The sequence below is a fragment of the Elusimicrobiota bacterium genome (genome assembly GCA_016706425.1).
Taxonomy (GTDB): Bacteria; Elusimicrobiota; Elusimicrobia; order FEN-1173; family FEN-1173; genus JADJJR01.
The window spans coordinates 202,493-219,835 of record JADJJR010000001.1 but is presented as its reverse complement, the minus strand read 5'-3'; the positions used below and the strand labels follow the sequence as shown (position 1 = coordinate 219,835).

General features: G+C 63.7%; 16 protein-coding genes and 1 tRNA gene. 10 read left to right on the top strand and 7 right to left on the bottom strand.

Going from position 1 to position 17,343, the window contains the following annotated elements; genetic code table 11:
* Positions 1–87 (bottom strand) — tRNA-Ser (locus IPI56_00870).
* Between the two features lie 512 nt (positions 88–599).
* Here IPI56_00870 and IPI56_00865 point away from each other — a divergent pair.
* Positions 600–1,448, top strand: a complete 849-nt coding sequence (locus tag IPI56_00865) for an alpha/beta hydrolase (GenBank protein MBK7544293.1) — start codon at positions 600–602, stop codon at positions 1,446–1,448.
* Here IPI56_00865 and IPI56_00860 read toward each other — a convergent pair.
* From IPI56_00860 to IPI56_00835, 6 genes are all read right to left on the bottom strand, one after another.
* Positions 1,432–3,327, bottom strand: a complete 1,896-nt coding sequence (locus IPI56_00860) for a DUF4105 domain-containing protein (GenBank protein MBK7544292.1) — start codon at positions 3,325–3,327, stop codon at positions 1,432–1,434. The genes IPI56_00865 and IPI56_00860 overlap by 17 nt on opposite strands.
* Positions 3,328–3,387: 60 nt before the next feature.
* Entirely contained in the window at positions 3,388–3,873 is a 486-nt protein-coding gene (locus IPI56_00855) for a DUF3015 domain-containing protein (protein ID MBK7544291.1), read from the bottom strand.
* A 429-nt stretch (positions 3,874–4,302) separates the two neighbouring features.
* Positions 4,303–4,638, bottom strand: a complete 336-nt coding sequence (locus IPI56_00850) for a GIY-YIG nuclease family protein (GenBank protein MBK7544290.1) — start codon at positions 4,636–4,638, stop codon at positions 4,303–4,305.
* Positions 4,639–4,681: 43 nt separating this feature from the next.
* The gene (locus IPI56_00845; protein MBK7544289.1) at positions 4,682–5,122 is read right to left on the bottom strand and encodes a hemerythrin domain-containing protein; all 441 of its coding nucleotides are present in this window, start codon (positions 5,120–5,122) and stop codon (positions 4,682–4,684) included.
* Between the two features lie 7 nt (positions 5,123–5,129).
* The gene (locus IPI56_00840) at positions 5,130–6,923 is read right to left on the bottom strand and encodes a phosphoenolpyruvate carboxykinase (GTP) (protein MBK7544288.1); all 1,794 of its coding nucleotides are present in this window, start codon (positions 6,921–6,923) and stop codon (positions 5,130–5,132) included.
* Positions 6,920–7,789 carry a GGDEF domain-containing protein gene (locus IPI56_00835; protein ID MBK7544287.1) on the bottom strand — a complete coding sequence of 290 codons (870 nt, stop codon included), beginning with the start codon at positions 7,787–7,789 and terminating at the stop codon, positions 6,920–6,922. Before IPI56_00835 ends, IPI56_00840 begins: the two co-directional genes overlap by 4 nt.
* A 148-nt stretch (positions 7,790–7,937) precedes the next feature.
* On the opposite strand from IPI56_00835, the gene IPI56_00830 reads away from it, so the two are divergent.
* The 9 genes from IPI56_00830 to ftsH are packed head-to-tail and all read left to right on the top strand — an operon-like array spanning position 7,938 to position 17,332.
* Entirely contained in the window at positions 7,938–8,174 is a 237-nt protein-coding gene (locus IPI56_00830; GenBank protein MBK7544286.1) for a hypothetical protein, read from the top strand.
* 9 nt (positions 8,175–8,183) lie between these two features.
* Complete coding sequence (locus IPI56_00825) at positions 8,184–8,882, top strand: hypothetical protein (GenBank protein ID MBK7544285.1); 699 nt, start codon at positions 8,184–8,186, stop codon at positions 8,880–8,882.
* A complete protein-coding gene (gene ispH / locus IPI56_00820) occupies positions 8,879–9,808 on the top strand; it encodes a 4-hydroxy-3-methylbut-2-enyl diphosphate reductase (GenBank protein MBK7544284.1) in 930 nt (309 codons plus the stop codon). Before IPI56_00825 ends, ispH begins: the two co-directional genes overlap by 4 nt.
* A 1-nt stretch (position 9,809) precedes the next feature.
* Positions 9,810–10,550 carry a type 1 glutamine amidotransferase gene (locus IPI56_00815; GenBank protein ID MBK7544283.1) on the top strand — a complete coding sequence of 247 codons (741 nt, stop codon included), beginning with the start codon at positions 9,810–9,812 and terminating at the stop codon, positions 10,548–10,550.
* Positions 10,551–10,566: 16 nt separating this feature from the next.
* Positions 10,567–11,505, top strand: coding sequence for a hypothetical protein (locus IPI56_00810; protein ID MBK7544282.1), 939 nt, complete (start codon positions 10,567–10,569; stop codon positions 11,503–11,505).
* Positions 11,502–12,437: an SDR family oxidoreductase gene (locus IPI56_00805; GenBank protein ID MBK7544281.1), complete on the top strand. Its 936-nt coding sequence runs from the start codon at positions 11,502–11,504 to the stop codon at positions 12,435–12,437. The genes IPI56_00810 and IPI56_00805 overlap by 4 nt, the downstream gene beginning before the upstream one ends.
* A gap of 13 nt (positions 12,438–12,450) precedes the next feature.
* On the top strand, positions 12,451–14,466 hold the full coding sequence (locus tag IPI56_00800) for an adenylate/guanylate cyclase domain-containing protein (protein MBK7544280.1): 2,016 nt from the start codon (positions 12,451–12,453) through the stop codon (positions 14,464–14,466).
* A complete protein-coding gene (tilS, locus tag IPI56_00795; GenBank protein ID MBK7544279.1) occupies positions 14,466–15,446 on the top strand; it encodes a tRNA lysidine(34) synthetase TilS in 981 nt (326 codons plus the stop codon). The genes IPI56_00800 and tilS overlap by 1 nt, the downstream gene beginning before the upstream one ends.
* Entirely contained in the window at positions 15,443–17,332 is a 1,890-nt protein-coding gene (gene ftsH, locus IPI56_00790; protein ID MBK7544278.1) for an ATP-dependent zinc metalloprotease FtsH, read from the top strand. Before tilS ends, ftsH begins: the two co-directional genes overlap by 4 nt.
* Positions 17,333–17,343 lie beyond the last annotated feature (11 nt).

The following is a 17,343-nucleotide window of genomic DNA, read 5'->3' as shown; positions in this document are numbered from 1 at the left end:
CGGAGGGAGAGGGATTCGAACCCCCGGTGCCCGTAAAGACACAGCGGTTTTCAAGACCGCCGCCTTAAACCACTCGGCCATCCCTCCAAAATTTAATGCCAAACATCCCCAAGAGGATGGCCTCCTTACACGACGGCCCCGCCGTTGTCGCAAGGGACTCCCCCATTCCATGCGACGGTCTTCGCCCGTCGCCGCGACCCGGTCAATGCTCTAAAAATCAAATCGCTAAAATGATGATACCATCCGCGCGACCCATCTCCCAAGAGGGGGACGTTCCCCTTCGAGCTATTGACCCCTGTATAAATAAAACCCTATTTGGCCGGTGCGCTTTCGGAGCGGCGAACGGCGAGACCAATAAATAAGAGTGAAGTGGAGGGGAGGCGGGTCTTGATCCAGCGGGTGGACACCTCGGGCAACGCGGGGCCACCCGCTCGTTCCCCCGTCCACCCGCTCCCGCCAAATTCGTCCACCGGGACAACCACGTCGGCCGTTGGAGTCCCGCAGGCCATCGTTAAACGACATGCCTTTTCGACGTTCTATTTTCGCGCTCCACCGATACCCATTAAAGCGCTCATCGGCATTTTTGTTACCATTCTCCAATGAAACAATGGGCGGTTGCAATTATTGCTGTTCTCTTTTTAAGCGGGTGCACCGCCCACCGTCTTTTCTACTTCCCCGATTCCAAATTGTATGTGGACCCCGATAAATTGGGCCTTTCCTATGAGGTGGTGACCTACCCCAGCTTGAACGGGAAAAAACTGGTGGGCGTCTATTTTAAGGCGCAGGGACCGACCGTGGGCACGGTGGTCCATTGCCACGGCAACGCCCACAACGTGTCGGATCATTTCCCCTTGGCCCTCTTTTTACGCAAAGGCGGATTCGACATTTTGTCTTTCGATTACCAGGGGTTCGGCGCCTCCGAAGGGTTGCCATCGCCGGAAGGGACGATCGAAGACGCCGTGGCCAGTGTGCGCTACGCCGTCTCGCGCCTGGCGCCGGGGGCCCGGGGGGTCGTGTTTTTCGGCCAATCGCTCGGGGTCGCCGTGGCCGTGGGCGCGGCGGCCCGGGAACCGGCGGTCAAGGCCCTCGCGCTGGAAGGGGGGTTCAACTCCTACCGGGTGATCACCCGGACCGTGTTGCGGCGCAGTTGGATTTTGTGGCCCATCTCAGCGCTCCTTCCCCCGATCCTCATCCGAAAAACCTGGGACCCGGAAAAAGTCGTGGCGGACCTGGCACCCCGGCCGTTGTTGGTCATTCACGGCACCGCCGACCGAGTGGTCCCCGCGGTGCTTTCGGAGCGCCTTTTCGCCCTGGCCCGGGAACCGAAGGAACTCTGGCTCATCGCCGGCGCGGGCCATTTGCAATGCCATCGCGTGGCGGGCGCGGCCTACGAAGAAAAAATCATCGGTTTTTTCCACCGCGCCCTGGGACTCACAGAAAAAAATTGAGAGTGGCCAATCCCTCCCTGTAAACGCCCGCGCGGGAAAATTCCGTGCGGAGGAGCCAACGGTCAAATAAGGACCAGCCCGCGACGACAGTCCAACGCGTGACCGTGTCGACCTGCCCCCAGGCGTAATGAATCGCCCCGCCCTCCGCCGATATTTTTAATCTCGGGGATGACGCCCACAAAATGCCCCCCGTTCCTCCGAGCCCCACCCGGGCGTTTTCCCGAAAAACCCCTCCCACCCCCAAATCAGCGTCCGCCCGGGCGTAAAAAATCGCGGGCCAACGGCCCGAGGTTTCCACCGAGAGCCCCGACCCGCCGTTTAAGGTGAAGTGGCTTCCCCCCGCGGGCCGTTTCAATCGGTCCCGGGCCCGGTCCCACCCCATGAAGAAACGCCAGGAGGGCAGGCGCGACCAGGAATCCCAAGGGGAGATCGAAACGATATCCACGAGGGTTCCCCGTTCCAGGGATGCCCGGTGGGTTTCGTTGAGGAAGCGCCCCTTAACCGTGAACATGCTGAGGCGGCTCCCCCGGGGAAACCCCGGCGACGGGTCCGTTAAGTCATGCAGGGAGGTTCGAAGTTCGATTTCTTCGAACCCTTGGCCGCCGCCGCGGCCACACCCCAATCCCACACGGCCAGTGGGGTGGCCAATCTCGGGCGGCTCCAGGGTCGCGAGGGCCGCGGCGGAAACGTCGGGCCCGGGCCCGGGCGCGCGACTGCGTTCCAACAGCAATTGCCGCTCCCTGGCCTCTTGGGCGGGCGGACCGTAGCGACGGAATTTGTGATGGAGACGGTTGTAATCGTACGCGGCCTCCCAAAGGAGCGCTCGGCGCTCCGGGGGAAAACCCGCGTCGCTGGGAAGGGGTCCGGAGCGGGACGTCCGCTTCACCCAACGTCGCTCGGCGGGTGTCAACAGGGCCCGTCGGGCTTGAATGAATTTCAGTTGAGCGGGCCGCCCCCGACGCGCCACCACGAAATCCGGCTCCGCCAGAACCCGCCGCAAGGTGTCCACAGGGATGGCTTTCCAGGAAAACCCGTCGCTCAACGCCCTGGTTGGGTCGGCGACTTCCAACAGGGGCAACAGTTGATAGGAACAATTCTCCGTCAAAAAGAAATATCGAAAGTAAGTGGGGCCCATTTCCCACAGATGGTCCAACAAACGACGCACTTGGGATGACGACAGGGCCAAGTCGTATTCCCAGAGATCCCGGTTTTCCATGTTGTTGTACTGTTGGATCTTCATGTAGTAGGGGTGGGTTGAGAATTTCCCCGGGTAGCCTCCGAGGAGACCCTTGACGGCGAAGGCGACGCCGCTGGTCTCCGCGGTTACGGCGGCGAAGTTGGCCGTGTAGTCCAGCAGGGGGTCGGCCCGGGACGTGCCCCGCTGATGAAGCCGCAGGAACGTATGGCCAAACATGGAGGCCGGGTTGTTTAAATAGGCAGTGGCGAACACCAGGGACACCCCGTCCACGTCAAGATTATTTCGCCATTTTTCCAGGCGGGGGCTTTGGATTTCCGGGAGGCGACGGCCGTCGAACCCGAGGGTTTCCTTCAAGTAAGCGTAGCGGGCAGGGAAGAGCGATTGGGGATGGAGGGTTTCCGTGCTGGCGGGCGGCGGCTCAAAGAACGCCGTCAGTGTGGCGTCCAACTCCGCCCCGGCGTCGGTTTTCCCAATAGGCGAGAGGAAAAAAGACCGGCCGTCCACCTGGCTCTCCCAGCGTCCACCCCATTTTTTTTTCATATGGAGCAAGACCCGCCAACGGGGATCATCGGCCAAGGCCTGGGACTGGGCCCGCTCCCGCAGCGACCGCAAATACCCGGTGTCCGCCGCCCGGGAGACCAGGGGCGCCAGGAACAAGAAGATCAACAGGAATCGTCGCACGGAAAAAAAGCGGCCCCCGCGGATCGCGCGGAGGCCGCTATAAAACCTAACCGAATCGCCTTAGCCGAGGAGGTCTGTCCGCCCGGCGAGCTTGTCCGCCAAAGCGTTCAACATGTCCACCGAGGTCGTGGCCTCCGAGGGAACCAGCGCGCCGTAGTTCGCTCGCACAAAGGCGCCGAATTCGGCCTGTTTTTCCTCTTTGACGCCCAAGAGGCGCGCGAAGGCGGAAAGGTATTCGCCTTGTCCATTCACCATATCACGGGAAAGATCCTTCATGTTGATCTCCGCGTAGATCTCAACCACTTTCACGAACTTCACCGCGCCGTCTTCGGTGCAACCGGAGGTCCCGGACGACATTCCAAATGTCTGGTTGGCCGAGGTGCCGTTAGTGGTCGCCGCAAAAATCTGCATCAACGGCTTGTTGTCGTTGTTACCGAACAGAACGTAACCCAGCCCGCAACCGGCCATGGGGTGGTTGCCACCTTTGGCGAGTGAAAGCGAAGGAATCATTGCCGCGACGAAACCGATTGCCAACAGTTTTTTCATATTGCCTCCTGGGAAAAAGACCGAGCCGAAGATCCTGAAAGTTTATATCAAACAAACCCGGGGAAATCAATGAACCCGGACTTTTCAATAGGCGCGAACACCGAGACGTAGGGGCCGCGGCTTTTTCGACGAAAAAAGTGGGGTCGATGGCCGTTCCCCTACGGCACTTCCGCTAGCGCGGTCACAGGGACATCGGACGAACTTTTTGAGGAAGAAAAAGTCCGGCCCCCTTCGTCGAATGCCGCGTCCTATTGCAAAATCCAGGTTGAAAGCGCGGAACAGGCCCGGGACGGCCTTGGCCCCGATGTTGTTTCGACAAGCCGGGATCCCGGCGGCCCGCAACCGACGAGCAAGGAAGCCCAACACCGGGGGAATAAGGGGCCTTCCCGAAGAGGGGTTGGGAGACAGGCTCCGAGACGGGTTTGACCGCTATGATTTCGGAAGGGTGGGGAGACGAAAAACATTAATGCGCCGGCGTTTTCCACCGAGCAGGCCCGCGTGAACGAGGGCAAGTTTTGCGACGCGCGGTCCGCGTTTGATTTGTGCCTCGCGCATCAAGGCGCTCGAGCGCGTGTGTCCTTTTTCGGCATAGACCAGGCGAACGGGTCGATGGGACCGGGTGTAGGCCGCGCCGTGGCCCGCGTTGTGCTGGCGGACCCGCCGATCCACGTCGGTGGTGACGCCGGTGTAAAGCGTCCCCCCCGCGCAGCGCAGGATGTAGACGCTCCAGCGGGCCTCGCCGCCGGGACGGAGGCCCCGGAGCATGCGCAGGTATTTTTCCTTCACGAGCGGGCCCACCCGGCGAGCGTCAGCTCGGTCGAACTTCGGATTTGCGCCTCTCCATGCCGGCGGCCAAATCGGTCAACCCCTGGACGCCAATGACCTTTTCGGCCAGGGGAAACAAGGCCGCCTCTTCCTTGGTGAAATGGGTCTCCAGAATGGTGCGCAGGGAAAGGACGCGGACCTCCCACTCTTCCCGGGGATCGGGGGGAGTGCCCCGCAGGAGCTCGAGGAGGCGGGCGATGTCGTTGTGTTCCTGGGTGATTTCTTGCCAGAAAAGTTCGGGAATGAGCGGCGACCCCTTCAACAACGGCATCAAGAATTCGTCCTCGAACCAAGCGTGCGCCAGGGTGACGCGCTGGAGGGTGGCCGCGATCTCCGCGACGCGGGGGTTATCGACCCGCAAATCGCCCAACAATTTGCGGATCATTTTGTGATCTTTCAGCAACTCCCCGGTGGCCGTGGCCACGGCGCCCTCACATCCTCTTCAGGCGTTCGGCCAGGGCGTCCCGCTCGGCGCGGAGCGCCGCGGGCAGCCGGTCGCCGAAGGGAGCGAAGAACTTGTCGATGTCCCCCAACTCTTTTTCCCACTCCGCGCGGTCGATGGACAAAAGGGCGTCCAGCGCGCCCGGCGCCAGGTGGTGCAGGCCCTGCAGATTGAGACCGTCCTTGGCCGGCAAATAACCGATGGGGCTTTCCACGGCCGCGCCGCGCCCCTGGGTGCGGTCCAAAATCCACAACAAGACGCGCAAGTTTTCCCCGTAGCCCGGCCAGAGGAATTTTCCCTCGTGGCCCTGGCGAAACCAGTTGGTGATGAAGATGGGGGGCGGCTTGGGGATCCGTTGGCCCATCGACAACCAATGGGCGAAATAGTCGGCCATGTTGTAACCGCAGAAGGGCAGCATGGCCATGGGGTCCCGCCGCACCACGCCGACGGCGCCGCCCTGTTGGGCCGCCGTGGTCTCGGAGGCGATGGTCGCCCCCATGAAAACCCCGTGCTGCCAGCTGAGGCTTTGGGTGACGAGGGGGGCCAAATGGGCCCGTCGGCCGCCGAAGATGACGGCATCGATGGGCACCCCCTGGGGCGACTCCCAATTGGGCGCGATGGACGGGCATTGGGCCGCGGGCGCCGTGAAACGGCTGTTGGGGTGGGCGGCCTTTTCCGTGGAATCGGGCGTCCAGGGCCGGCCCTTCCAATCCAGGGCCGCCTCCGGTGCCGGCTCGTCGTGGCCTTCCCACCAGGGCGTGCCGTCGGACCGCAGCGCCACGTTGGTGTAGATCGTGTTGGTGAGAATGGTGTCGACGGCGTTGGGATTGGACCGGGAATTGGTGCCCGGCACGACCCCGAAAAAACCGGCTTCGGGGTTGGAAGCCCACAGTCGGCCGTCCGGCCCGACCCGCAACCAGGCGATGTCGTCGCCCAGGGTCCACACCTTGTACCCCTGGTCTTCGAGGAAGTCGGGGGGCACCAACATGGCGAGGTTCGTTTTCCCGCAGGCGGAGGGGAACGCGGCCGTGACGTAACGGATTTCCCCCTGGGGGTTTTGAACCCCGAGGATCAGCATGTGTTCCGCGAGCCACCCCTCTTTTTGTCCGAGGGCGCTGGCGATGCGCAACGCCAGGCATTTCTTCCCCAGCAAAGCGTTCCCGCCGTAGCCCGACCCGACGGACCAGATGGTGTTGTCCTGGGGGAAGTGACAGATGAACCGACGCTGCTCGTTGACGTCCGCCTTCGAATGCAGACAACGGGTGAAGTTCGCCGATTCGCCCAGGGCCTTCCAGGCGATGGTCCCCATGCGGGTCATGATCCGCATGTTGAGGACGACGTAGCGGCTGTCGGTGATTTCCACCCCAATTTTGGAAAAGGGCGACCCGGCCGGGCCCATGATAAACGGGACGACGTAGAGCGTGCGGCCTTTCATGGCGCCGTCGTAGATCGCGCCGAGCTGGCGGTAGGCGTCCGCGGGGTCCATCCAGTTGTTGGTGGGGCCCGCTTCGGCCGGGGTCGGCGAGCAGATGAACGTCAACTGTTCGGTCCGGGCGACGTCGTTGGTCGCCGACCGGTGGAGGTAACAACCGGGATGCACCTCGGGGTTCAGGGCGATCAGCTCTCCGTCGACCAAACAGTCCTTGATCAACCGGTCCCGCTCCGCCTCCGAACCGTCGCACCATTGGATCCGGTCCGGCCGCAGCAGACGGGCGCAGTCGTCCACCCACTTCAAAACGGCTTGATTCTTTGTGGCTTGGTTTACCATGACGTCCGTGCTCATGAAGCCGTCTCCTTGATTTTCCCCTCGACCGGCGGTGTGTCGCACAACAAAATACAGTTTTTGCCGAGGCCCTTCGACCGCCGCAGGGCTTGATCGGCCAAATCCAGGTACCGAAGCACGTCCCCGTGTGATGGCACGGAGGCCACCACCCCCACGCTCACGGTCATGGGCACGCGGGTCCCGGCGTGGTCGGTCACTTCCAGCTTTTCCACGGACTGCCGGACGCGCTCGGCCGTGCGGAGGGCTTCGTGGGCCCCGGCGCGCGGCAACAGGACCAGGAATTCGTCCCCCCCGTAGCGTCCCACGACATCGCGCTCCCGCACCCCGGCGCGGATGGCCTGGGCGACGCGGCGGAGCACTTCATCGCCGATGACGTGCCCTTGGGATTCGTTGAAAATTTTAAAGTTGTCCACATCAATGAACAGGCTGGCGACGGACTCGCCCCGCGCGTCCGCCACGCGCAACTCTTCATCCAACTTTTCCAGGAGGTGGCGGCGGACGTACACCCCCGTCAGGCCGTCGGTGTTGGCCATGTCGCGCAGGCGGAGGGCCGCCCGTTCGAGCGCCGCCGCCCGGGTCCGCTGGGCGTCCGCCCCCCGGCCGCTCCACAACCCCCACAACGCCATGGCCAGGACAGTCCCGACGCCGGCGTAAATGTAGTACTCCCCGGACCCCCGCAATTCGCCGGCCAGCCAATGGTTCACCGAGGCGCGGTGTTCAACGTAATACCGGACCAACAAAAGCCCAAGGGGGGAACCCAGGCCCAGGAGGGCCCCCAGGTAAGCGTGTCGTCGGGAAAATGTTTTCCACCGGGCCCCGGGCGCGGGGGGGAGAGGGATCGTCTCGATGGGGGGCGTCGTGACCATGGGCGCGTTTTTTCGGACGGAGCCCGCGTTGCGGGGCGGCGTCCGGGTTTCATCTTACCCGAAATCGCGGGGCGCGTCTACGTCGGGCGGTTTGATTATTTTGTACAATCCCACTTCGGGCCCCTCCGGGCGCCCCAAGGAGAATCCCATGACGTCTTTTGAGAAAAAAATGGCCGGGCTTCTGGGTCTTCTGGTTTTTTCCGCCCTCTTTTACTTCATTTACGCGTCCATGAACCTCGCGCCGGACGCCCCGGAACCCGACGACGCGGCCTTCGGGGATTACGATTACACGATCGAAGGCGAGCCCGTCGCGGACGAGGCGGAGGCCGCTGTTAAAACACCAACGCCCCCCGCGCCCGTCGCCCCCCCTCCGTCTAAAAAATAGGTTTTCGCCGTGTCCGCCCCACGCCGCGGTTACAACCGATTGTGGGACGCCCTGCGTTCGAGCAAGGTGGTGCGTTTCCCCCGCCATCGCCTGGCGACTTTCGGGCGAAGCGAAATCCAATACCGGCTCGTCACCAGCGTGTCCGAGGCGCCGCCCCGGGCCACCCTGCGGTCCGGCCTCGTCATCGCCGAACGGCCGCAGATTCTCACCCCGGCGTCGTTCTCCCAAAGGTTCCAAGGGTTCGGGGAGGAATCCCCCGCTTTTGAGCGGTTCCTCAAAGACAACTTTTCCGACAGCTTCCGCGGCCTGGAATACAGTTTTCGCAACGTTCTCGAATCGACCGAACCCCACCACACCGACGCCCGGGAGTTGGCGCGGAACATCCGTCGCGACCTCGACGCCCGCGACGTGGCCCGCGCCGCCGTCATCGTGGGCCCGGAGAGCGGCTGGGGGTTCGCGCTGATGAAATTCATTCTCGAAGAAACGTCCCAGAGTTTCGCGGTCAACCTGCGGGAGTTGGACGAACGCGGTTTGTTCCATCCCGGCGACGCCGGGGACCGGCGCCGCCGGGAGGCCGAAGGGCTGTTTCGGCGGGCCGAGACCGATCCGACCCAGGTCCGGACCCTGGCGGACTTTCTCAACCGCCACGGCCTGTTCGACGATTTCCAGGACCGCTTTTTCACCCTGGTCAAGCGGACCGGCGCGTGAAAATCCTTCTCGCGCGGCCCCGGGGTTTTTGCGCCGGTGTGGTGCGCGCCATCGACATCGTTGACATCGCCCTTCAAAAATATTCCGCCCCGGTGTACGTCCGCAAAGAAATCGTCCACAACCAGGCGGTGGTGTCGGACTTCCAATCCCGGGGCGTCGTCTTTATCGACGACCTCGAAGAGGCCCCGGAGAAAAGCCTTGTGATTTTTTCCGCCCACGGGGTGTCCCCCGCGGTGCGGGATCGCGCGCGCGCGCGCGGACTGCGCGTCATCGACGCCACCTGCCCTTTGGTCACCAAGGTGCACCACGAGGTGCACCGGTTTTTGCGCGAAGGGCACACCCTGCTGTTGATCGGCCACCGATCGCACGACGAAGTCGAAGGCACGCTGGGGGAGGCCCCGGGCCAAATTCAATTGGTGGAATCGGAGAAAGACGTCGATCGTCTGGCCGTGCCCCCCGGGGCGCGGATCATGATCCTGACCCAAACCACGTTGAGCCTCGATGAGACGCGGGGCCTCGTGGCGGCCATTCGGCGTCGTTTCCCCGACGCTCAAACCCCGCCCAAGGACGACATTTGTTACGCCACCCAGAATCGGCAGGACGCGGTCAAAGAGCTCCTGCGCCGCGGGATCGATCTCCTTCTGGTGGTCGGGTCAAAAAACAGTTCGAACAGCCAGCGCCTCGTGGACGTCGCGCGGCAGGCGGGGTGCAAGGCGTATTTGATCGACCGCGCCGACGAAATCGACCCGGCGTGGCTTCCCGGTGTGCGCGCGGTCGGCCTCACCGCGGGGGCGTCCGCCCCCGAACATCTCGTCCGCGGCGTCGTGGATTCACTGCGCGGCCCCGGCGTGACCGTTGAGGAAGTGTTGGTCCGCGACGAGGACGTGCACTTTTCCCTCCCCAAAGAACTCACGGACGCGGTTTGAGATGCGCCGAACGGTGTTGGTGTTCCGGCACGTCCCCCACGAAGGGCTGGGCTCCATTGCGACAGCCCTCCGGCGCGCGCGTCTGGCGGTTCGCCTGGTCGACACTCCCCGAACCAAGCGCCTCCCCGACCCCCGCCGCTTCGCCGGTTTGATCGTGATGGGCGGCCCCCAGGCCGTTTACCAAAAAAACCAATTCCCCTTTTTAAAGAAGGAACTGTCGGCCCTGCGGGCGGCGATCCGCGGCGGGCAACCGGTTCTCGGCGTCTGCCTCGGCGCCCAATTGATCGCCCACGCCCTGGGCGCACGGGTTTTCCCCAACCATCACAAGGAAATCGGTTGGTTCCGCGCGCGCCGCACAAAGGCCGGTGGAGGGGACCCTTTGTACGGTCGCACGCCCGCCGCCCCGACGGTTTTCCAGTGGCACGGCGACACATTTGAATTGCCGCGGGGCGCGCGGCGTTTGGCCACAGCCCCCCTGTGCCGAAACCAGGCTTTCGCTTATGGGACCAACACCTACGCAATTCAATTCCATTTGGAAATCAACGCGGCCATGGTGGCCGAATGGCTTCGTCAGCCCGGCGCGGAGGCCGAGTTGGCCTTCCTTTCTCCCCGGGCGCGGCGGGACATCGGACGGGACCGGGGGGGGCGCTGCCGCCGCCTGGCCCGAACGGCGACCCCGTTTTTTGACGGTTTCGCCCGGTTGTGCGCGGGGCGGGTTCCCCCCCAAGTGAAAAAAGGATAAACTGCCCTACCACACCATGAACCCACCGGCGTCCCGCCCACCCCGTCCCCATCCGCACAACGATTTGGCCCGCGCGCTCACGTTGATGGGCGTCTGTCTCGTCTTGGCGGCCCTGGCCGCGGCTCGTTACGGCGCCGGGTTCGGGGGCGCCCTGCTCACGCCCCTCGGCGCTCTGGGCGGCACCGTCGCCATTGATGGCTGGGTGTATCGCAAGCGCGGAGAGTCTTTCCTCATCTCCCATCCGGGTCGCTTTGCTCTCACAGCCCTTTGGTCCGTGGGTTTTTGGGGTTTTTTTGAAGCGGTCAACTTCCGGCTCGACAACTGGCACTACGTCGGCGCCCCCGCCCAACCGATATTCCGTTGGGCGATCACGCTGTTCTCCTTTGCGACCGTCGTCCCTTTGCTTTTGGAAATCACCGACCTGCTGGACACCGCGGGCCTTCTAAAGTCCGTGAGCGTGTCGCCGTACCCGCGGACCGGTCGGGTGCTCCTGCCCGCGGCGGGAGCCGCTTGCCTGGGGCTTCCCCTGATGTGGCCCGATCCCTTCTTTCCTTTGGTTTGGGCGGTGCCGTTCCTGGCGCTGGAACCCGTCGCGGAAATTCTGGGCGCGCCCTCCCTCCTGTCCGATTGGAAAAGCGGGGTCGCGCGACGGTTCGCCTTGCTCGCCCTCGCCGGTTTGATCGCCGGCTTTATTTGGCAATTGTTGAACGTCCAGGCCGAGGCGCGCTGGGTGTTCTCGTTGCCCCACCTCGACCATTGGAAAATCTTGGAAATGCCGGTGTTGGGCTACCTGGGGTTTGTGCCCTTCGCCTTCAGCGTGCACACGGCGGGGGCCGTGGCCGCCCGCCTTTGGGACCGCGCCGGCGCCGGGACCCGGGCCCTTCTCGCCGTCGCCCTGATCCTCTGGGTCGGGGCCGTGGCCCTCGGCGTGGACCGATTCTCCCGCGTCCCATGACCCGGGGGGCCTACCTGGTCACGGGGGGCGCCGGGTTTCTGGGGTCCCACCTTTGCGACGCGCTCTTGGCGCGCGGCCACCGGGTGATCTGCGTCGATAATTTCCTGACCGGGTCCCCCGACAACATCGCCCACCTCGCCGGCCACGACCGGTTCAAGTTCATCAAACACGACGTCACCCAGGACCTCTACCTTCCGGGCCGGATCGACGGCGTCCTCCATTTCGCGAGCCCGGCTTCGCCCCGGGATTACCTGGAGTTCCCCATTCAAACCCTCAAAGTCGGGTCCCTGGGGACCCACAAGGCCCTGGGTCTGGCCAAGGCCAAGGGCGCGCGGTTCCTTTTGGCGTCCACTTCGGAAGTCTACGGCGATCCCCAGGTGCATCCGCAACGGGAGGACTACTGGGGCCACGTCAACCCGGTGGGGCCCCGGGGCGTTTACGACGAGGCCAAACGCTTCGCCGAGGCCATGGCCATGGCCTACCACCGCACCCACGGGGTCAAGGTCCGCATCGCCCGCATTTTCAACACCTACGGACCCCGCATGCGAAAAAACGACGGCCGTGCCGTGCCGGAGTTCATCGACGCGGCCCTGCGGCGCAAGCCCCTGCCCGTCTTCGGAACGGGGCGCCAAACCCGGAGCCTTTGCTACGTCGACGACGAAGTCCGGGGTTTGCTGGCGCTGCTTTTTTCCAACCACACGGGGCCCATGAACATCGGCAACCCCGCCGAAGTGACCGTTCTCGACATCGCCCGGATCATCAAAAAGCTCACCCACAGCCCCAGTCGCGTCGTCCACAAACCGCTCCCGGTGGACGACCCCAAAGTGCGCCAACCCGACATCGCTTTCGCGCGGCGCGCCTTGAAATGGCGGCCCTCGGTTCCTCTCGAGGATGGGTTGCGGCGGACCATCGACTGGTTCCGAAACCGATAGCGGCGGTCTCCGCGTGAGAAAAGACCACTTCAAACTGTTGGCCTGGAACCTGATCGCGGTGGCGATCGTGGCGTTGGTGCACGCCATGGGCCTTTTCGACCGGTTCGAGGAAGCGTCCGTGAAAGCGCGGTATTGGGCCCGGGGGCCGGTGGCTCCGGACCCGCGGATCGCCGTTGTCACCATCGACCAAAAGTCCGTCAACGAAATGGGCCCCTACCCCTGGACCCGGGACCGGCACGCGCAATTGATCAGCCTGCTGTCCCAACACGGCGCCAAAACCATCGCCTTCGACGTGTTGTTCCTGGAGCCGGACATCGACAACCCGGAAGACGATGAATTTCTCGCCGCGTCCGCCGCCAAGAGCGACCGGACGGTGTTCGGCATGCTGTTCAACAAAACGCGCAAGGGGGCGCCGGCGGAGCCGTTGTTCCCCATCCCGGCCCTGGAGCGCGTGACCGCCGATTTCGGATTCGTGAACGTTTACCCGGAACTGAGCGGCCTGGTGAGCAAGGCGCCGCTCTGGGTGGATTTCGAAGGCACCTTCGTGCCCTCCCTGGCGCTCGCGACGGTCGCCGCCTTCGAGGGGAAAACCCCCGAGACCCTGTCCAAGGAATTGCGCGCGGTCACCGAGAATCGCTGGCACGAAGCGCACCTCAATTACACGGGGTGGAACGCGCAATTGGATTGGCCCGAGTCCTCGCCGTTCCCGTTCCATTCGTTCGTCGACGTTCTGCGCGGGCGGACCGAAGAAGGCGCTTTTAAGGACAAAATCGTGATCGTGGGCGGCACGCTCCACGCCCTCTTTGATTACAAACCCACTGTCGTGTCCTCGGTGTTCCCCGGGTTGGAAATCCAGGCCAACGCGGTCAACAACTTGCTCAAGAACAACTTCCTCCGCCGGGTGGACACCCGTTGGTTGTTGCTGATCATGCTTCTCATCGGCGTCCTCTGGGGGTTCGGCATGGCCCGTGCGCCCGTTTGGGCCGGGGCCATCGCGGTGATATTTTCCATCCTGGGGTACACGTTTTTGACTTACTGGTTTTTCTCCCGGCACCTCCTTTTGATCAACTTCGCGACACCGCTCTTCGCTTTTTTCGCGGCGTTCCTGGCCACCCTCATTTTTCAATTGGACACATCGCACCGGGAACAAGAGGCCATCCGCAACCTTTTCGCCGAATACACGCCGCCCAAACTCATCGATCTCATGCTTAACGACCCGTCCAAGTTGAAATTGGGCGGTGAAGAACGGGACATCACGGTGTTTTTCTCGGACATCGCGGGCTTTACGGCCATTTCCGAATCCATGGACCCGGCCCGGGTGGTCGAACTGCTGAACGACTATCAGAAATCCATGACCGATGTGGTGTTCAAGTACGATGGGTATTTGGACAAGTACATCGGGGACGCGATCATGGCCTTTTGGAACGCGCCGCTTAATCAGCCCGACCACCCCCTGTTGGCCTGCCGCGCGGCCCTCGAACAAATCCACGCCCTGGCTGAATTCAATCGCCGCGTGTCGCTGCAAGGGATCGCCCCCGTCCGGGCGCGCATGGGGTTGCACACCGGCCGGGCCCTGGTCGGCCGCATGGGGCCCGACAGCCGCCGCACCTACACCGCCATCGGGGATTCCATCAACCTGGGATCGCGTTTGGAAGGGGCCAACAAATATTACGGCACCGGCGTCATCATCTCCGAGCCGACGCACAAAGCGGCGGCCGCCGAAATTGAGGCCCGGGAACTGGATCTGATCCGCGTGCAGGGGAAAACCCAGCCCATTCGCATTTTCGAATTGACGGCCATGAAAAACGGCCTCCCCCCCGAGACCAAGGCCGCCCACGGTCTCTTTTCCGACGGAATCCGGCTGTACCGGGCGCGGCGATTTGCGGACGCCATGGACCTTTTCGTTGCTGTCGATCGGGCCCTCCCCGGGGACCCCCCCACGGGAATTTACATCCAACGGTGTCGGCGGTTTTTGGAAGTTCCCCCTCCCCCCGATTGGGACGGCGTGCACGCCATGACGTCGAAATAGTGGCCCTCAAACCGCTCCGCTCCCTCGACCCGCTCCCCCGTTTCTCCCGCGCGCTCCTTGATGGGGGGCTGCGCCCTTCCGACAAAATCCTGGTGGCCTGCTCCGGCGGGCCGGATTCCATGGCGCTTTTGGATTTGGCCTCCCGATCCGGGCTGGACGTCGTTGTCGGACACGTGGACCACGGACTGCGCCCGTCTTCGGGGGCGGACGCCCGCTTCGTCCGCGCCCAGGCCGCGGCACGCGGCCGGCCGTGCTTTGTCGCCCACGCGCCCGTCCGGGCGCGGGCCGCGCGCCGGGGCCGGGGCCTGGAAGACGCCGCCCGGGAATTGCGCTACGCCGCCCTGGGCCGGATGGCCCGCCGCACCGGGTGCGTCGCCGTCCTCGCCGCGCACACGCTCGACGATCAGGCGGAAACGGTGGTGATGAATTTGTTGCGCGGCGCGGGGCCCGGGGGCCTGGCCGGCATGTCGCCCCGTTCGCCCCTGCCGGGGCGTCCCGATCTCGTCTTGGTCCGCCCTTTGCTGGATTTTCCCAAGCGGTCGCTGCGGACCCATCTACGGACCCGGGGCGTCCCCTTCCGGGTGGACGAAACCAACGCGCAACCTTTGTTTTTGCGCAACCGTCTACGACCGGTCCTCGCCCGCTGGGAGAAGGAGCGGCCGGGGTTTTTCGAGCGGGTCGCGCGGACGGCGCGCGTTCTTCGCGACGAAGAGGACTTTTGGCGCCGCCGCCTGGGGATGGATCGACGGAAACAACCGCCCCGTCGCCTTGATCGACGGGATTTTATGCGGTATCATATAGCGGAACAGCGTCGGCGGCTCCGGCTTTTGTTCGGTTTGACCCACTTTGAATCCCTGGAACGTGTCCGCCAATTCGCCGCCGACCGCGCCGCCGGCCCGCTGGACCTGCCGGAGGGGCGCGTGGCCAAGACCGCACGTTTTCTGATTTTCAAGCGAAAGATCGCAAGGGAGAACCCATGAAAGGCAACGGACGCAACGCGATTCTTTGGCTCCTGGTTTTTTCCGGGATCCTGTTTTTCATTCAGAGTCTGCGCGGGCCCCATTTCAGCGAGAAGGAAATCGATTACTCGACATTTAAGCGCCAGCTGAAGGCCGGCCGTGTGACCGAGGTTCGCGTGCGGGAAGGGTTGTTGCGGGGCAAATACAAAGAGGAAGGGAAAACCGTCGCTTTCCGCGCCATCCCCCTGCCCGACCCGAAACTCGTCGAAGAGTTGGAAGCCGTGGGCGTCGAAAAATTCCTCGGGGAGCCGGAGCGGGGTTGGATCAACGCGCTTCTCGGAAACCTCGTGTGGATCGGGGTGTTCATTTTCTTCTGGTGGTTCGTGATCATCCGCCAAATGCAGGGCGGCGGCAAACAGGCCATGGCCTTCGGCCGCTCCAAGGCGAAGCTCCAAACCAACCGGAAGAACCGCGTGACCTTCGCCGACGTGGCGGGGTGCGACGAGGCGAAAGAAGAATTGCAGGAGATCATCGAATTCCTTAAAGACCCGGCCAAATTCCAAAAATTGGGCGGCAAGATCCCCAAAGGCGTTTTATTGTTCGGTTCGCCGGGGACCGGCAAAACCCTGTTGGCCAAAGCGGTCGCGGGGGAGGCGGGCGTGCCGTTCTTCTCAAGCTCCGGATCGGATTTCGTTGAGATGTTCGTGGGCGTGGGCGCCAGCCGTGTCCGCGACCTCTTCGAGCAGGGCCGCAAAAGCGCTCCCTGCCTCCTCTTTGTCGATGAAATCGACGCCGTGGGTCGCCAGCGTTTCGCCGGCATCGGCGGCGGTCACGACGAGCGGGAACAAACTTTGAACCAATTGCTGGTCGAGATGGACGGGTTCGACACCAAGGAAGGTGTGATCCTCATCGCCGCCACCAACCGGCCCGACGTGCTGGACCCGGCGCTCCTGCGCCCCGGGCGGTTCGACCGCCAGGTGGCGGTCCCATCGCCGGACCTCAAGGGCCGCGAGCAGATCCTCAAAGTGCACGCCAAGGGCGTCAAGCTGGGGACCGACGTCGATCTCTCCGTTATCGCCCGACGGACCCCGGGTTTTGTCGGCGCCGATTTGGCCAACCTGGTGAACGAGGGCGCCCTGCTGGCGGCGCGACGAAGCAAAAAAGCCGTGGAGATGAAGGAGCTGGAGGAGGCCATCGACCGCGTCATCGCCGGGCCCGAACGCAAAAGCCGCATGATGAGCGAAAAGGAAAAACTCGTCATCGCCTACCACGAGTCGGGCCACACCCTGGTCGCCCACACCTTGGCGCCCCACGATCCCGTGCACAAGGTGTCGATCATCCCGCGGGGGCCCGCCCTGGGCTACACCCTGCAATTGCCCACCGAGGACCGCTATCTGACCAGCCGGTCGGACATGTTGAACCGCCTTTGCATCCTGCTGGGCGGCCGCACCGCCGAGGAAATCGTGTTCAAGGAAGTCACCACCGGCGCCCAGGACGACCTTTCGAAGGCGACCCAAATCGCCCATAAGATGGTCTGCGAGTTCGGCATGAGCGAAAAGTTGGGCCTGGTGACCTACAAAAAGAAATCCGAGGAATTGTTCCTGGGCCGGGAGCTCGGCGAAGGCCGGACCTATTCCGACCAGACCGCCCAGGACATCGACGAAGAGGTCAAACGGCTGATCGCCGAATCCCAACAGCGGGTGCGAATCATTCTCAACGAGGGCCGAACCGCTCTGGAGGCCCTGGCCAAGTCGCTCATGGAAAAAGAGGTGTTGAACGGCGACGAAATCGCCGCCCTCATCGCGGGGGGAACCCTCCCCGCGGCGCCCCCGACCTCCGCCGGCGACACGCCCGACGCGGCCGGGTCCGCCGCCGGCGGCCTGGCGCCGTCCCCCAGCCCGGCGTAATTCCCGGGCCG

Coding starts and splice junctions, on each gene's coding strand:
- IPI56_00865 (MBK7544293.1), top strand. CDS start 600: ATGAAACAATGGGCGGTTGCAATTATTGCTGTTCTCTTTTTAAGCGGG.
- IPI56_00855 (MBK7544291.1), bottom strand. CDS start 3,873: ATGAAAAAACTGTTGGCAATCGGTTTCGTCGCGGCAATGATTCCTTCG.
- IPI56_00850 (MBK7544290.1), bottom strand. CDS start 4,638: ATGCTCCGGGGCCTCCGTCCCGGCGGCGAGGCCCGCTGGAGCGTCTAC.
- IPI56_00840 (MBK7544288.1), bottom strand. CDS start 6,923: ATGAGCACGGACGTCATGGTAAACCAAGCCACAAAGAATCAAGCCGTT.
- IPI56_00835 (MBK7544287.1), bottom strand. CDS start 7,789: ATGGTCACGACGCCCCCCATCGAGACGATCCCTCTCCCCCCCGCGCCC.
- IPI56_00830 (MBK7544286.1), top strand. CDS start 7,938: ATGACGTCTTTTGAGAAAAAAATGGCCGGGCTTCTGGGTCTTCTGGTT.
- IPI56_00815 (MBK7544283.1), top strand. CDS start 9,810: ATGCGCCGAACGGTGTTGGTGTTCCGGCACGTCCCCCACGAAGGGCTG.
- IPI56_00810 (MBK7544282.1), top strand. CDS start 10,567: ATGAACCCACCGGCGTCCCGCCCACCCCGTCCCCATCCGCACAACGAT.
- IPI56_00805 (MBK7544281.1), top strand. CDS start 11,502: ATGACCCGGGGGGCCTACCTGGTCACGGGGGGCGCCGGGTTTCTGGGG.
- ftsH (MBK7544278.1), top strand. CDS start 15,443: ATGAAAGGCAACGGACGCAACGCGATTCTTTGGCTCCTGGTTTTTTCC.